15 protein-coding genes, 3 tRNA genes, 1 pseudogene and 1 riboswitch are annotated in these 14,749 nt (G+C 45.1%); of the genes and pseudogenes, 15 read left to right on the top strand and 4 right to left on the bottom strand.

Annotated features, from left to right (window positions below; genetic code table 11):
- Positions 1-57: 57 nt before the first annotated feature.
- Positions 58-555 carry a ferritin family protein gene (locus Q502_RS02570; RefSeq protein WP_099828814.1) on the top strand — a complete coding sequence of 166 codons (498 nt, stop codon included), beginning with the start codon at positions 58-60 and terminating at the stop codon, positions 553-555.
- Here the strand turns inward: Q502_RS02570 and rnr are convergent.
- Positions 552-2,765, bottom strand: a complete 2,214-nt coding sequence (gene rnr / locus Q502_RS02565; protein ID WP_099828813.1) for a ribonuclease R — start codon at positions 2,763-2,765, stop codon at positions 552-554. The two genes, Q502_RS02570 and rnr, sit on opposite strands and share 4 nt — an antisense overlap.
- A gap of 100 nt (positions 2,766-2,865) precedes the next feature.
- On the opposite strand from rnr, the gene Q502_RS02560 reads away from it, so the two are divergent.
- The 14 genes and pseudogenes from Q502_RS02560 (at position 2,866) to guaA (ending at position 14,241) form a co-directional block, all read left to right on the top strand.
- Positions 2,866-3,888, top strand: coding sequence for a 6-phosphofructokinase (locus Q502_RS02560; protein ID WP_099828812.1), 1,023 nt, complete (start codon positions 2,866-2,868; stop codon positions 3,886-3,888).
- A gap of 9 nt (positions 3,889-3,897) precedes the next feature.
- On the top strand, positions 3,898-4,413 hold the full coding sequence (gene amrA / locus Q502_RS02555; RefSeq protein ID WP_099828811.1) for an AmmeMemoRadiSam system protein A: 516 nt from the start codon (positions 3,898-3,900) through the stop codon (positions 4,411-4,413).
- Between the two features lie 21 nt (positions 4,414-4,434).
- The gene (gene amrS, locus Q502_RS02550; protein ID WP_099828810.1) at positions 4,435-5,430 is read left to right on the top strand and encodes an AmmeMemoRadiSam system radical SAM enzyme; all 996 of its coding nucleotides are present in this window, start codon (positions 4,435-4,437) and stop codon (positions 5,428-5,430) included.
- On the top strand, positions 5,400-6,440 hold the full coding sequence (locus Q502_RS02545; RefSeq protein ID WP_099828809.1) for an FAD:protein FMN transferase: 1,041 nt from the start codon (positions 5,400-5,402) through the stop codon (positions 6,438-6,440). Before amrS ends, Q502_RS02545 begins: the two co-directional genes overlap by 31 nt.
- Positions 6,437-6,787: a NusG domain II-containing protein gene (locus tag Q502_RS02540; RefSeq protein WP_099828808.1), complete on the top strand. Its 351-nt coding sequence runs from the start codon at positions 6,437-6,439 to the stop codon at positions 6,785-6,787. Before Q502_RS02545 ends, Q502_RS02540 begins: the two co-directional genes overlap by 4 nt.
- Before the next feature lie 106 nt (positions 6,788-6,893).
- Positions 6,894-7,403, top strand: a complete 510-nt coding sequence (locus Q502_RS02535; protein ID WP_099828807.1) for a Gx transporter family protein — start codon at positions 6,894-6,896, stop codon at positions 7,401-7,403.
- Positions 7,391-7,954: a nucleoside triphosphate pyrophosphatase gene (locus Q502_RS02530; RefSeq protein WP_099828806.1), complete on the top strand. Its 564-nt coding sequence runs from the start codon at positions 7,391-7,393 to the stop codon at positions 7,952-7,954. The genes Q502_RS02535 and Q502_RS02530 overlap by 13 nt, the downstream gene beginning before the upstream one ends.
- 1 nt (position 7,955) lies before the next feature.
- Positions 7,956-8,591 (top strand): annotated as a pseudogene (gene radC / locus Q502_RS02525) (DNA repair protein RadC); the annotation flags it as partial.
- 40 nt (positions 8,592-8,631) lie between these two features.
- Positions 8,632-9,180: an HDIG domain-containing metalloprotein gene (locus Q502_RS02520; RefSeq protein WP_099828804.1), complete on the top strand. Its 549-nt coding sequence runs from the start codon at positions 8,632-8,634 to the stop codon at positions 9,178-9,180.
- A gap of 36 nt (positions 9,181-9,216) precedes the next feature.
- On the top strand, positions 9,217-9,966 hold the full coding sequence (gene deoC / locus Q502_RS02515) for a deoxyribose-phosphate aldolase (protein ID WP_099828803.1): 750 nt from the start codon (positions 9,217-9,219) through the stop codon (positions 9,964-9,966).
- 1 nt (position 9,967) lies between these two features.
- Positions 9,968-10,597 (top strand): cyclodeaminase/cyclohydrolase family protein, encoded by a 630-nt coding sequence (locus Q502_RS02510; RefSeq protein ID WP_099828802.1) that lies wholly within the window; start codon positions 9,968-9,970, stop codon positions 10,595-10,597.
- On the top strand, positions 10,590-11,735 hold the full coding sequence (gene tgt, locus Q502_RS02505) for a tRNA guanosine(34) transglycosylase Tgt (RefSeq protein ID WP_099828801.1): 1,146 nt from the start codon (positions 10,590-10,592) through the stop codon (positions 11,733-11,735). The genes Q502_RS02510 and tgt overlap by 8 nt, the downstream gene beginning before the upstream one ends.
- A 4-nt stretch (positions 11,736-11,739) precedes the next feature.
- The gene (locus tag Q502_RS02500) at positions 11,740-12,567 is read left to right on the top strand and encodes a hypothetical protein (protein WP_099828800.1); all 828 of its coding nucleotides are present in this window, start codon (positions 11,740-11,742) and stop codon (positions 12,565-12,567) included.
- A 38-nt stretch (positions 12,568-12,605) separates the two neighbouring features.
- Positions 12,606-12,704, top strand: a riboswitch (purine riboswitch).
- 31 nt (positions 12,705-12,735) lie between these two features.
- On the top strand, positions 12,736-14,241 hold the full coding sequence (gene guaA / locus Q502_RS02495; protein ID WP_099828799.1) for a glutamine-hydrolyzing GMP synthase: 1,506 nt from the start codon (positions 12,736-12,738) through the stop codon (positions 14,239-14,241).
- Between the two features lie 190 nt (positions 14,242-14,431).
- Here the strand turns inward: guaA and Q502_RS02490 are convergent.
- The 3 genes from Q502_RS02490 to Q502_RS02480 all read right to left on the bottom strand — a co-directional run bounded on the left by Q502_RS02490 (position 14,432) and on the right by Q502_RS02480 (position 14,685).
- Positions 14,432-14,506: transfer RNA gene (locus Q502_RS02490), tRNA-Gly, on the bottom strand.
- An 18-nt stretch (positions 14,507-14,524) separates the two neighbouring features.
- Positions 14,525-14,609: transfer RNA gene (locus Q502_RS02485), tRNA-Leu, on the bottom strand.
- Positions 14,610-14,685: transfer RNA gene (locus Q502_RS02480), tRNA-Lys, on the bottom strand.
- Positions 14,686-14,749: the final 64 nt, after the last annotated feature.

Raw genomic sequence — 14,749 nt, 5'->3', positions numbered from 1 at the left:
TGAAAAGTAATGAGATAATACTTGTGAATGTCTTAATAGAACTTAAGGAGGCACAATATGGGAAATGAAGAGTTGGCTATATTGAAGTATGCTTTGGCCCGAGAGAGAGAGGGTGCAAAGTTCTATAGAGAAAGAGCCAGGGAAATTCACGTTCCGGAAGTTAGGGAATTGTTCGCTGAACTGGCGGAAATGGAAATGGATCACGTATCTTTCATCGCCGCAATGTTCGAAGGAGTCTCTAGAGGAGATGAAATCTCTTTCACAGAAATCGAAGATAGGGACACATTCTCTTCGAGGGAGGCTCTTGAGCTGAAAGGCATTTCTGTTGACTCCCTAGCTGGAGACTTATCCGCGCTTAGAATAGCTTATCTTATAGAGAAAGACTTCGAAGACTTCTATAATCAAAAATCAGAGGAATCTTCGAAAGCCGAAATCAAGAGATTATTCAGTACGCTCTCAAAATGGGAACAAAATCACAAGCAGGCTCTTCTCAGTCTCTATGAGTCTCTTATGAAGGAATACTGGAACACCCAAGGATTTGAGCCTCTGTACTAGTTTTTTCTCTTCTTCCCGTTGTGTTCCTTCGTTCTGGACTTGTTTGATGATACGGTTTTCTTTTTGTTGTTTCTTGATTCCTTCTCTTTTGCTATGCTGAAATCTATCTCCATTGTAGTCTTGTCTGCCCTTACAACTTGAACTCTCAACTGATCGCCGATTCTGAAAATCCTCTTACTCTTCCTTCCAACTAGAATGTTCTGGTTTTCTATGAAATCGTAATAATCATCTAGAGTTGAAATATGGATTAGACCTGATATCATCTTCTCCGTAAGCTCTACGAAAATCCCAAACTTCGTGACACCTGTTATAACGCCGTCAAAGGTGTCACCGATTCTGTTAGCGATATACTCGACCTTTTTCATGTCTAGCAAATCCCATTCAGCTTCATTCGCAACTCTCTCTCTCTTAGAAGCCCAAGAAGCAATTTTGGGAAGAACTTCTTCAAGATCCTTTGATTCCTCAATGAGGTCTCTCCCGGAGTTATTCACCAGTTTCTTCAGGAGCCTGTGCACAATTAAATCTGGATATCTTCTTATAGGCGAAGTGAAGTGAGTGTATGCTTCTGAGGCCAGCCCAAAATGCCCGATATTCCTACTGGAATATACCGCTCGCTTCATACCTCTTACAAGAACTCTCTCTATCGAAGTGTGGAGAGGATGATCCTTTGTCTTCTCAAGTATCTGTTGAAGAGCTTTAGGATGAACATTTCTAGGGATTTTTACCTTCATGCCAAGAGCTTCGAGATAGTTCTTCAATTGCATCATCGACTCAGGATCAGGCTCTTCATGAATCCTGTAAACAAATGGTAATCCTCTACTGTTGAAAATCTCGGCCACTGTCTCGTTGGCCAGTATCATAAACTCTTCAATAATCCACTCAGAAATCCCGCGGGTCTGAGGCAGGATATCTGCTACTCTGCCTTCTTCATCAAAAATGATCTTGACTTCTCTCGAAGAAATGTCCATGACCGAGCCCCGCTTCTTTCTGAGATCTCTGATTTTCTGAGCCAACTCATGTGATAATCTCAAAGACTCGGCAACAGGCCTAAGCTTTTCCATCGTTTCGGCAGAGGCTTCTCCATTAAGAAATCCATTTACCTCCGAGTAAGTAAGTCTTCTCCTTGAATTGATCACGGAATTCTTAATCTCGGAGGCAATCACCCGTCCTCTCTGATCTATTTCAATCAAAAGAGAAAGAGTCAACCTGTCTTCTTCTGGTCTCAGCGAACAAATATCGTTTGACAACTCAAATGGGAGCATCGGAATAACCGTATCAAGCAAATACACAGACGTTCCTCTTGAATAGGCTTCGGAATCGATCTGCGTCCCTTCGCGAACATAGTATGAGACATCGGCTATGTGAATTCCTAACATATAATTCCCTTCGGAATTCCTTCTAAGAGAAATCGCGTCGTCGAAGTCCATCGCATCATCGCCATCGATTGTGAATACCAGTTCACTCCGGAGATCCTCTCTTTCTTTTATCTCTCTCGAGCTAATCTTCCTTGACATCTTAGCGGCCTGAGTCTTAACTTCTTCGGGAAAATATCCGGGCTCCGGCAGACCCTGCTTGTATATGACCGTTAAGAGGTCTACCTCTGGACTTAGCGCATCTCCGAGAACTCGCTCTACTACTCCTTCGGGATTTCTCCCCGGTGACGGATATTTGGTAATCCTCACAAGAACTTTGTCGTCTGGTTTTGCTCCGTTGAATCCTTCTGGTGGAATGTAGAAGTCGTTCTTTATTCGGATGTCATCGGCTACTACGAAGGCCATTATTCCCCTTGTCTTGAAGGTACCTACTACCTTTTCCTTATTCCGTTTTATGACTTTGACTATCCTTCCTTTTCTTATCTCTCTGAATCTGCCGGTTATCTCTACGAAGACAGTGTCTCCATGAATTGAGAAGCCGGTATCCTCCGACGGTATGAAGATATCTTCTCCGTCTTCAATAGTTATAAAGGCTCCCATGTTCCTTCTAGCAAACTCTACTGTCCCTACCACCGTTTTCTCACCAGGAGAGATGTATCTTCCCTTGGAATCCTTAACGATTACCGATGAATCAACCAATTGCTGAAGATATTTCTTGAGCAATGCCCTGCTTTCATTATCGCTTAGCTCTAGCTTGGCAGCAAGACCTCTCAACGTAGTTGGTGAGTATTCCGGAGATGTCACATGTTCTCTCAATGTTTTCAAACTTAGCTTCATAAGCCTCTTCCCTCTCTGTCGTCAGACAAGATTGCGTCACTTCATGTTATAATTATACAGTCTATGCGTCAGCATTATTAGAACTTACAGGAGGTTAGTAATGCGAATTGGGATACTGACTGGCGGCGGGGACTGCCCAGGGTTGAATGCGGTTATTAGAGGAATTGTCAAATCTGCTCCAGAAAGCGTAGAAATAATCGGCTTGATGCACGGTTGGAAAGGGCTGGTCAATGGAGAAAGCATGAAGCTTACCGATAACGATGTTGAAGGAATTCACATCCTTGGCGGTACTATTCTCGGAACATCCAGGACAAACCCCTTTAAGTCGGAAGATATGAGAACCAAGATGGAGGAAAACATTAAGAAGTTGGGACTGGACGTAATTATCGGCATCGGTGGAGACGATACGTTAAGTGTCGCCGCAAAGCTTTCCTCTATGGGATACAAAACGATTGGGGTTCCAAAAACAATTGACAACGACGTTGCAAATACAGATTATACTTTCGGGTATCAGACGGCTGTTAATGTTGGAGCAGATGCTATTGACAGGCTGCATTCAACCGCGAAGTCTCACGGAAGGATAATCATCGTGGAGCTAATGGGGCGCGAAGCAGGATGGGTTACTCTAGAAGCAGGAATGGCTGCTGGGGCTCATCTTATACTTATTCCCGAATACCCGATGACAATAGATGAAATCCTTGACTATGTGAAGAACAGGATGGATCGCTATGGTTATATGATTGTTGCTGTTGCCGAAGGGTTCAAACCAACAGAACTTGAGAACGTTGTGGGCGATGAAAGTAAGATCGATGCTTTCGGGCATATCAAACTGGGAGGAATCGCCCATTATATGGCAAACATCATTTCTGAGAGGACCGGTTACGACACAAGATCAGTAGTTCTTGGACATCTTCTGAGAGGAGGTACTCCAACTGCTTTCGACCGAATTCTCGGAACTAGATATGGAGTACATGCAATGGAGCTTGTTATGAAAGGTGATTTTGGAAGAATGGTTGCACTTAGGGGCAATGACATTATCTCTATACCTCTTGAGTATGGAATAGCCACGAAGAAGCTTGTGCCTTTTGAATACTACAAGTTGTCTCAGATCTTCTTCGACTGAGGGACAGTGTTGCCAAATTCCGAGCCTGTAAGAGTTGCAAAATATGCGCTGGAGGAATATTTGCAGCAGCGTTCAGTAATTCCTGTGCCCGAATGGGTTTCTGAGGAATTGACTGCCAGAAGGGCCGGATGTTTCGTATCAATCCATACTCGTGACGGCTCGCTTAGAGGGTGCATAGGAACGATATATCCCACCGAAGAAAACGTGGCTCTTGAGATAATAAACAATGCGATTTCAGCATCGACTAGAGATCCTCGGTTCTCACCAATTAGCGTGGGCGAATTGCCTTGTCTGGATATAACGGTGGACATTCTGGGACTACCTGAAGAGACAACTGTCGCAGAACTGAATCCAAAGATGTTTGGGGTTATTGTCACCCTTGGAAACAGAAAGGGTGTCCTTCTACCCGATCTGGAAGGCGTCGAAACTGTTCAGCAACAGTTGAGAATAGCATTACGTAAAGCAGGCATCAGGGAATCCGAGGACTACAGGATATTCAGGTTCGCGGTTGAAAGGTATTACTGACAACGATAAGAGGTGGTTGTTTTGAAATCGGCCGTGTATTTTGACGAATATGGTGAAGAAGACGCTCTTCAGTGCCTACTCTGTCCTATGCGTTGTGTGATTAAGCCAAATCAGGTTGGCTTCTGTGGTGTAAGGAAGAACGTTGACGGAATGTTGTATTCGCTGAATTACGGTCAGCTTACTTCGATAGCAATAGATCCAATCGAGAAGAAACCTCTGTACCATTTCTATCCGGGAGAGACAATACTGTCGGTAGGTTCGTGGGGGTGCAATCTTAAGTGCAATTTCTGTCAGAACTGGGAAATCTCCAAAGAGAGACCGAAAACAGTGAAGCGTGTGATGCCTCAGCAGCTGATTCAGATAGCCCTTGAAAGGGAGTCTAGGGGCATCGCATTCACGTATAATGAACCAATAGTCTCTTTCGAGTTCATTCTTGACACCTCGAGAGCGGCGGCAAAGGAAGGAATTTACAGTGTGCTTGTTACAAACGGTGTGATTGAAGAGGAGCCAATGGATCTCCTTTCACAGTCGGTTAGAGCAATGAATATCGATTTAAAGGGTTGGAACGATGACTTCTACATCAATGAAATTGGCACAGAGAAGAGAAATGTTCTAAGATCAATAGAGACGGCAAAAAAGGTAGGAACGCATTTGGAATTGACAACATTAATAATTCCTGGTAAGAATGATTCCACTGAAGAAATGAGAGAAGAGGCAAAATGGATTTCAGAGCTTTCGAAAGACATTCCCCTTCACATAAACAGATATTATCCTAACTACAGGAGTGAGATCCCGCCCACTTCTCCAGAGTCGCTGGTAAGGCTTGCAGATGTTGCAAAAGAATACTTGAGATATGTCTATGTTGGGAACATTAGTCTTCCCGGTCTCTCCGATACGTCATGCCCTCACTGTGGAAATCTTCTGATTGAGAGGAAGGGAATGCGAAGTTCAGTAATCGGCATAGATGAAAAAGGAAGGTGCAATAAGTGCCAGGAAGAGATTCCAGTAGTCTCCTGAGAAGCCGTACTGTAGCCTATGCGTTGCTTTTTATCTCTGCGATGGTTCTGCTGATTTTCGTTTTCTTTCGACAGAAACCTGTTGAGTACTACGACAGAACCGAATACCTTCTTGGGACTTATGTTACCATAAGAGTTTCATCCTCGAAAATGTCTCCTGTTGCTCTGGCAGAAGCCGCCTTAAGCGAGATCAAGCGAATTGACGAAAAATTCGGTAGCCGAACCAATGGCATAATTGCCGAGCTAAACAGAAGTGGAGAGCTTCATGACATCGACAAAGAAACAAGTTTCCTTATTAAGTCCGCTCTTGAGATCTCGAGAAACACATCCGGTGCATTCGATCCTACACTTTATTCGCTAACCAGACTGTGGGGTTTTGACGATGAGTCTTCGTTGAGAAGAATTCCTTCAGAAGATGAAATCGAAGCCGCTCTACGTTCCACCGGATTCTCCAGGATCACGTTCGATGAGAAGACAGGATATGTCTCGCTGTCGGACGGTGCAATGATGGATCTTGGAGCGATTGCAAAGGGATACGCAGTAGATATGGCTATTGCGAAGATCAAAGCGCTCGACGAGGGAGCGACTGGCTTCATTGATGCTGGCGGAGACATTGGGGTAATCGGTCCGAAGTACGGAAGCAGGCCGTGGATAATCGGTGTGAGAGATCCGAGAGGGGAGAGTGTCCAAGACGTTATCGAGTATATCTATCTATATGATGGTGCAGTTGCTACTTCTGGGGACTATGAAAGATTTTTTGTGGAAGACAACGTACGTTACCACCACATTCTCGATCCAGAGACTGGATACCCATCCCGCAACGGAGTTATTAGCGCAACCGTTATTGGCAGAAGCGCCATGCTTGCAGATGCATATGCAACTGCCGCCTTTGTGATTGGTATGGAGCCGGGAGTAACATTCTTGCCGAGATTTGGAGCACTCGTTCTTCTCGTAATGGAAGATATGAGTACTTTTAAGTCACCGGGTTTTGAAGTTTATCAGGAGCGATGAAGTTATTCACAAAATACGACTTCGCGCTTGTTGTGTCACTGTTAGCAGTGATTGTGATTCTTTTGTTCCCAAGGGGAACCTCCTCTCATGTAGCTGAGATCTATTTTGATGGGAATCTGATAAGAACCATGAACCTTAAGGAAGACCAACAAGTTTATCTTGATGTTGGAATGCTAGTCAAAGTGGAAGGCGGAAGGATCTCAGTTGTAGATTCCGATTGCCCAGAAAAACTATGTGTTTCACAGGGTGCGATAGACAAGCCGAATATACCGATTGTATGCGTTCCAAACAAGATAATCATAAGAATTCCTTCAGGCATAAGCGACATCGATGTGATAACGCAGTGAGGCTTTTTTTCAAAATATCTAGGTGAAATCCCTTGTGCAACCGGCAAATTTGTCCGCAGAAAAATTTCGGCGCGGGTTTGTCACCTGTCACGAAGATGGAGTAGTAATGGAGGCAAGAAGAGTAACCACACTATCGATGTTAATAGCGATAGGTTCTGTACTTTATCTTCTAGAAACCCTCATACCTTTTCCTTTGCCAGTTCCAGGCGGAAGATGGGGCTTCTCAAATCTTGTCTTGTTATTAGCTCTATCAGGAATGCCATTCAAAGACGTTATCGCCATTTCTATTGGGAAAACCTTCATAGGCAGCCTCTTAACAGGAAGACTAGCAACACCTGGATTCTTGATGGGGATTTCGGGAGCTTCTACATCGGCCTCAGTTATGTGGCTACTTAGCAAAACAGAGAAATTCGGCTTGATAGGAATCAGCCTTGTCGGTGCTTCTGTCAATAATTTCACTCAATTGCTGGTTGCTTCAACGATAGTTGTGAAAAGCTTTGAGATCGTTTTTCTTTACCCTTACATGTTGCTTCTTGGATCGATATCGGCAGTAATCAATGCTTATATTGCATTTGAAGTCATTCGAAGGATTGGTGATACTCTTTGGCAAGACTGATATTAGGTTCATCTTCTCCCAGAAGAAAAGAGCTCTTTCGGCTACTAAGAATCCCCTTTGAGATCGTCCCTCCCGAAGGAGTTGAAGAGAATCTCTCTGAGAGATACTCCGAAGCTGAGCTTTCGGAGCTATCTCACAGAAAGGCCCAAAACGTCTATCTCAGACGTCCCGATTCAATAGTTGTGGGAGCAGATACAGTAGTTGTGCTAGATGGATTTGTGCTTGGAAAACCAAGTTCTGTTGATGAGGCGTTCAGGATGCTTTCGTCCCTTACAGGAAAAACTCACTCAGTATACACATCACTGTCAGTAGTTTCCGAGAAGATCGCCTTCGAGTTTATTGAAGAGACCGAAGTCACTTTCAGAGAAGTACCTGAGAGAGTTTTGCGAGAGTATGCGGAAAGCGGCATCTCTCTGGACAAAGCCGGCGCATACGGAATACAGGATTACGGCGCACTCTTCGTGAAATGCATCTCAGGAGACTTTTACAATGTGATGGGATTACCAGTTGGAAGGCTATGGCAGGAGCTTCATTCGCGGGGGGTAGAATAAAATGGACACCCAATTGATGCCAAGGGAGAAACTGATAGAATACGGTGCCGGCTCTCTCACCAATAGTGAACTAATAGCAATTCTGCTGAGAACAGGAAGCAAAGGCAAAGGTGTAATTCAGATGAGTGAAGAGCTTCTCAACTACTATGGTTCGTTGACTGCGCTTCTTTCTGCTGAGGTATCTGAACTCATGAATATCAAAGGCCTCGGCACAGCAAAAGCCGTGTGTCTGAAAGCCTCTCTTGAACTAGGGCAGAGAATCTTCAGAGAAATGTCGGAAAATACAAGGGTACGTCTTGACGAACCGGAGGGTGTCTACTGTCTTTGCCATGATATGGCCTTCATGGATAGGGAGACAGTAAGAGTGATTTCTTTAGATACCAAACTGAACTACAGAGGTCTCAACACTGTGAGCATAGGAATTCTGGATTCTTCCCTTCTTCATCCCAGAGAGGTCTACAAACCCGCCATCAGCAGAACTGCCGCAGCAATAATCCTCGTCCATAATCACCCCTCCGGTGATCCATCTCCCAGCAAAGAGGACGAAGGCATTACCTCTAGGATTAGAAACGCTGGAGAAACTCTCGGAATTAAGATGCTGGATCACGTTATAATAGGAAGCGGCAGATACTATAGTTTTGCAGCAGGAAAGGTCTTCACAGCGGAGGTGGCGCATAATGATTTCGAGAGAAGAGGCAATGCTTCTTATAAGAAACAACATACATTCAAAGAATCTAATTAAGCACGTACTTGCTACTGAGGCGGTAATGAAAGCTCTGGCTGAAAAGCTGGAACAGGATAGAGATGTTTGGGCTATGGCAGGGCTTCTCCATGATCTTGACTACGAATTCACAAAGGATAATTTCAATGAACACGGTAACAAGTCCGTGCAGATGCTTGAAGGAAAGGATCTTCCCAACGAAGTGAAAGATGCTATTCTAGCGCACTGTGATAAGAAGGAGAGGGAGTCACTTATTGAGAAAGCCATTTATGCAGCCGACCCTGTGACAGGGTTCATAGTAGCTGCCGTCCTTATCAGAAAAGGAACCCAACTTGTCGATATTGATGTCGAATTCCTCTTGAACAGATTCAAGGAGAAGTCGTTTGCTAAGGGCGCAAGCAGGGAGCAAATGGCAAGTTGTTCAGAATTTGGAATTTCCCTTCCGGAGTTTCTCTCTCTTTCCTTAAGAGCTATGCAGGGAATTTCAAATGATTTGGAGCTTTGAGATTTCAAAAAGAGTGAGAGAAGGAAAGGTGATGCGATGATTAAAGAATCAGTTAGGAACGAAATCAGGAGATACAAGGAAGAATACTCCCCTGTTGTTAGAGAACTGCCCGATAAACTAAATGTCTCGAGATTCATCGACCATACTCTTCTGAAGGCCGACGCAACACCAGAAATGGTAAGAAAGCTTTGTGAAGAAGCTATGCGTTATGAGTTCTGGAGTGTCTGTGTGAATAGCGGATACATTCCTTTGGCAACTAAGTTGCTCGCAGAAAGTGATGTAAAAAAGACGGTTGTTGTGGGATTTCCTTTGGGACAGATGTCAAGTGAAGCAAAAGTTTTCGAAGCTTCATGGGCCTCTGACAATGGGGCAGACGAGTTTGACATGGTGATCAACGTGGGCCTTCTGAAGGCTGGAGAGTACGAAACCGTTTTTGATGACATAGTTAAAGTGGTAGAATCGGCTCATGGAAAACCTGTTAAGGTGATTTTGGAAACTTGTTTGTTGACCGTAGAAGAGAAGATCGCTGGCTGCGTTATTTCGAGAGAGGCAGGTTCCGCTTTCGTGAAGACTTCTACCGGTTTCTCCTCAGGTGGAGCAACTATAGAAGATGTTTCGCTTATGAAATTTGTGGTCGGTGACAAATGCAGAGTAAAGGCCTCCGGAGGTGTCAAGTCAAGAGAAGATGCTCTCAAAATGATAGTCGCCGGCGCAAACAGGATAGGTACAAGTTCTGGTATAAAGATAGTGACTGGAGAATCAAATGATAATTGGGGGGGTTATTAAAATGGATTTCTGCACACTACCAGTTAAAGACTTCTTGAAGAAAGTTGCTGAGAAATCTGCAACTCCAGGAGGCGGAGCAGTAGGTGCGGTCGTAGCTGCTCTCGCAGCGTCATTAGGGTCTATGGTTGCGAACTTGACCATTGGCAAGAAGGGATACGAAGATGTTGAAGGTCATATGGAGTCCGCTTTAGAAGTCTTTGAGTCAGAAAGCAACTACCTATGTGATCTTATGAACCGCGATATCCAGGCGTTCGACCAGGTGATGTCAGCCTATAAGATGTCAAAGGCCACAGATGATGAAAAGAATAGCAGGGAGATGAAGGTTCAGCAGGCTTTGAAAACAGCAATAGAAGTGCCTTTTGATCTCGCCAGACGCTGCAAGAATATCATTTTCAACGTCGAACGACTTGCCAAGTGGGGGAACTCAAATGTGCTTTCGGACGCAGAAAGTGCCGCTCACCTTCTTCATGCGGTTTACAAAATAGCTAAAGCCAACGTAATGATAAACATGAAATCTCTTAAAGACCCTGATTATGGCTCGTGGGTAAATGAAGAAATGAAGCAGTTGGAAAAACAGATAAACGCTTCCTACGAGAAAATCATCGAGATAATCGGGAAGCGAAATGGTTGAGCTGAGCATCAGAGCATCTAGCACCGAATCAAAGGCAAGAACCGGCATTATTAGTACTCCTCACGGAGAGTTTGATACGCCAGTGTTTATGCCGGTTGGGACCAATGGAACAGTTAAGGGAATATGGCAAGACCAGCTCCATGAACTCGAAGCAAGAATAATACTTGGCAACGCTTTTCATTTGTTCTTGCGCCCGGGGCTCGATATTCTACGAGATTTCGGTGGACTTCACAAGTTCATGTCTTGGGGTCATTCAATCCTAACGGATAGCGGGGGGTTCCAGGTTTTCTCGCTAAAAGACAAAAAGGTGAGCGATGAAGGAGTTAAGTTTCGCTCACCGCTTGATGGGAGGAGTCTTTTCGTTACTCCAGAGCTTTCGATGGAGATACAAGAAGCTGTTGGATCAGACATTGCAATGGCTTTTGATGAGTGTACTGAACCAAGTGCAACAAAGGAATACGTAAGGAATTCCGTGAATAGAACAACGGCTTGGGCAAAGAGATTTTTGATCGCACATAGAAGGAACAGTAAGCAGTCCTTTTTCGGTGTAGTTCAGGGAGGGTTCTTCAACGACTTAAGAGAAGAAAGCGCTTCTCAAATAACCGCCATGGATTTTGACGGGTTTGCACTAGGCGGGTTGAGCGTCGGAGAGGATTTTGAGACTACCGAGAGGGTGCTTTCAAGCTCTGTCGAGTTTCTACCGGAGGATCGGCCTAGATATCTAATGGGAGTCGGGACACCCGAACTGATAATGGTTGCTGTCGAAAACGGCGTTGACATGTTCGACAGTGTTCTCCCCACAAGGCTAGGAAGGCACGGGGCAGCTCTTACATCGCGGGGAAGAGTTAACCTGAAATCGGCGAGAAACAAGTTGGACAGATCTCCTGTTGATCCATTTTGTCAATGCAAAGTCTGTTCAACATACAGTAAAGCGTACATTCATCACCTTTTTACGAGGGATGAGATACTTGGAAAGACTCTGTTGAGTTACCATAACATCAGCTTTCTTATGCAGTTCGTGAAGAAGATCCGAGAGGCTATACTTGAAGATAGACTGGCTGAATTCAAAAACTACTGCCTAGAAACCGGCCTTATTCAAGCAGTTAATCCAAAGACTTCTGAAGAACGTATGGGGTGATAAGATGAAGAAGCTCTTGATTTTAGTGGTCGTATCTCTTGGTGTGGTTACTGCGGCATTGAATCCATTCTCGCTTCAAACAGGAGGAAATGGCATACTGGCAAAAGGGTATAGTTCGGGATTTGGAAGTCCATCAGATCTCTATGGAGTACTCAATTCAGCATTTTCATCGAGCTTTGTTGAACTCACCACAACCGCTTCCCCTTCATCAAATGAGCGTGGACTATACGTTCAGTTATTTGAGGACTCCGATGACGGAATGGCTGGAATGCTTCAGTACTATATGGATATTGGCAAAACGTCAAGTATTAGGTCTCTCAGCTACATGATATCTGGCGAACTTGGGCCCCTAACTGCCTATGGCGTAGATCTACAAATAAACATGTCCACCGCAACAACAACAAACTACGGTGTCGCAATCAAGGGTGGTATTACTGGAAAGGCTTACGAGATCCTGGACTACGTAGTAGCCTTCAGTAGTTCTATTTGGAATAGCGGTTCATCCGCAAATTCGATCGATCTTCTGGCAGGAATACGATTTGTTCCTGACCCTTTCATGATAGGACTTGAATTGGGAACAAGAGAGGGATTGGAAATCAAGTATTTTGGCCTTTCGACACAGTATACATACAACAGTCTTTTTTCGGCTCGAGCAGGAGTCTCGATGAACGCGGATCTTCTCGGAAACATGGATTTTCTTGTCGGAGGAGGAATCGAGGTTAGGGTTGGAGACATGCTTATTACATCCGGAATTGGTACTAACCTCACTAATAAGATCGAATCTATTAGTTTCGAGAGAACCTGGAGTGTGGGGCTTCTTGGCCGGTGGTGATTCTTTATTTACTAATCCTTAGTACCTAGCGTTTTCCGAGGTGATAGAATCCATTTACCCGTATAATCCCGCGAATCGGCGCGGGAGTTTCTACAGAAGGCCATAACCTTCTTTCTACGGCGTGCATTAATACTACCCCGCCTGGGGGTTTTTTCTTTCGGAGGCAAAATGGACAGGATTATTGTTCTTGACTACGGATCTCAATACACGCTCCTTCTCGCTCGACGAATACGAGAAATCGGTGTTCTTTGCACCGTAACAACTCCGGACTGCTTCACATTCGACAACAGCATAAGAGGCGTTGTTCTTTCTGGCGGCCCGCAAAGCGTCTATGAAGAAGGCTCTGCTGATGTCCCTGAACAACTACATGAACTCTCCGTGCCTATCCTCGGAATATGCTACGGAATGCACCTGCTGGCAAAACGAATGGGAGGGTTTGTCTCACGCGGAATTCGTGGCGAGTATGGCCTCACTGCGATATCTGTCGACACTAATCATCTTCGTGGAATCCCTAGTGAGATAGAAGTTTGGATGAGTCATGGAGACGAAGTAACCAGTCTACCTGAGAGTTGTTCAGTCATTGCCCGAAGCAGAAATGGAACGATTGCCGGATTCACGAACGGTAGAGACTTGGCCTTTCAATTTCATCCAGAGGTTCATCAAACTCAATATGGAAAGGAGTTGATAGAAAAGTTTGTACTTGGCATATGCGGAGCTTCTCGGGATTGGAAGATCTCTGATTTCGCGAATGAGAAGATTGGAGAGATCCGAAGAACCGTTGAAGGGAAAAAGGTTGTTGGCGGGCTTTCTGGAGGGGTTGATTCGACTGTAGCTGCAGCATTGACAACCAGAGCAATAGGCGACGACTTCATCGGAATCTTCGTAAATCATGGCTTGATGAGAAAGAACGAGGAACTTGAAGTCCCAGGAACTCTGAAGAGTCTCGGTATGAACGTTATAACTGTTGATGCGTCCCAAGAGTTTTTCTTTGCACTAAAAGGGATTGTTGATCCCGAGGACAAGAGGAGAGCGATAGGAGAGACATTCGTCAAGGTCTTCGAAAGAGAAGCAAATAAACTGAGTGCAGACTTTCTTCTGCAGGGAACGATCTACTCTGATGTCATTGAATCCGGCGCATCCTCCAGAAGTGCGGAGAAGATCAAGAGTCACCACAATGTTGGTGGTCTGCCTGAGAATATGAAACTGACGCTCCTCGAGCCAATAAGAGAACTCTTCAAAGATGAAGTAAGGAATCTTGGTAGATCTCTCGGCATAGATGAAACCCTGATTAACAGACAACCCTTTCCTGGACCCGGCCTAGGGGTGAGGATAATCGGCGAAGTAACAGCCGAAAGGGCAAGAATATTAAAGGAAGTTGACTCTATCTTTCTCGAAGTGCTTGAAGAATCGGGCGAAATAGAAAGGATCTGGCAGTCCTTTGCGGTGCTGCTCTCAATTTCAAGCGTCGGGGTTAAAGGTGACAAGAGATCATATGGTTCCGTAGTTGCACTTAGAGCCGTAGATAGCCATGAAGGCATGACTGCTTCCTGGCATGCGCTTCCTCATAACCTTCTTAGAGAAGTCTCTTCAAGGATTACGTCTCGGGTGAAGGAAGTCGGAAGGGTCGTTTTCGACATAACTGACAAACCTCCTGCAACCATCGAATGGGAGTGAGAAGAAGACGGTAACCCAGCCGGACAGCTATTCAGAAAACCAGTGGTGCTCAAAGCACCCTCATTGAGGTAGGTTTGCTTTCCAGTTTTTCTTACGAGAAAGCGCTTTCTGCTCTTTCAATGACCGAATAGATATCCGGGAACAGAAAGATAAGATCGTATAAAAAAGAAGACGCCTTCAGGCGTCTTCCTGGAGCGGAAGACGGGGTTCGAACCCGCGACCCCCTGCTTGGCAAGCAGGTGCTCTACCACTGAGCTACATCCGCATGAAGAGAATCATTCTCTGGTGCGAGAGGAGGGACTTGAACCCTCACAGGTCTCCCCACTGGATCCTAAGTCCAGCGCGTCTGCCAATTTCGCCACTCTCGCTGGTGACTCGCGCGGGATTCGAACCCGCGACCCCCTGATTAAAAGTCAGGTGCTCTACCTGCTGAGCTAGCGAGTCGCTCCCACTTACAGTCTCCAGCCTGCGCTGGCAGAAAGATTATATCATCACATCATCTGCCTAT

This window comes from Mesotoga sp. Brook.08.YT.4.2.5.2. (genome assembly GCF_003351125.1).
GTDB lineage: Bacteria > Thermotogota > Thermotogae > Petrotogales > Kosmotogaceae > Mesotoga.
Note: the sequence above shows the minus strand (reverse complement) of the source record. Positions and strands in the feature narration are given on the sequence as shown.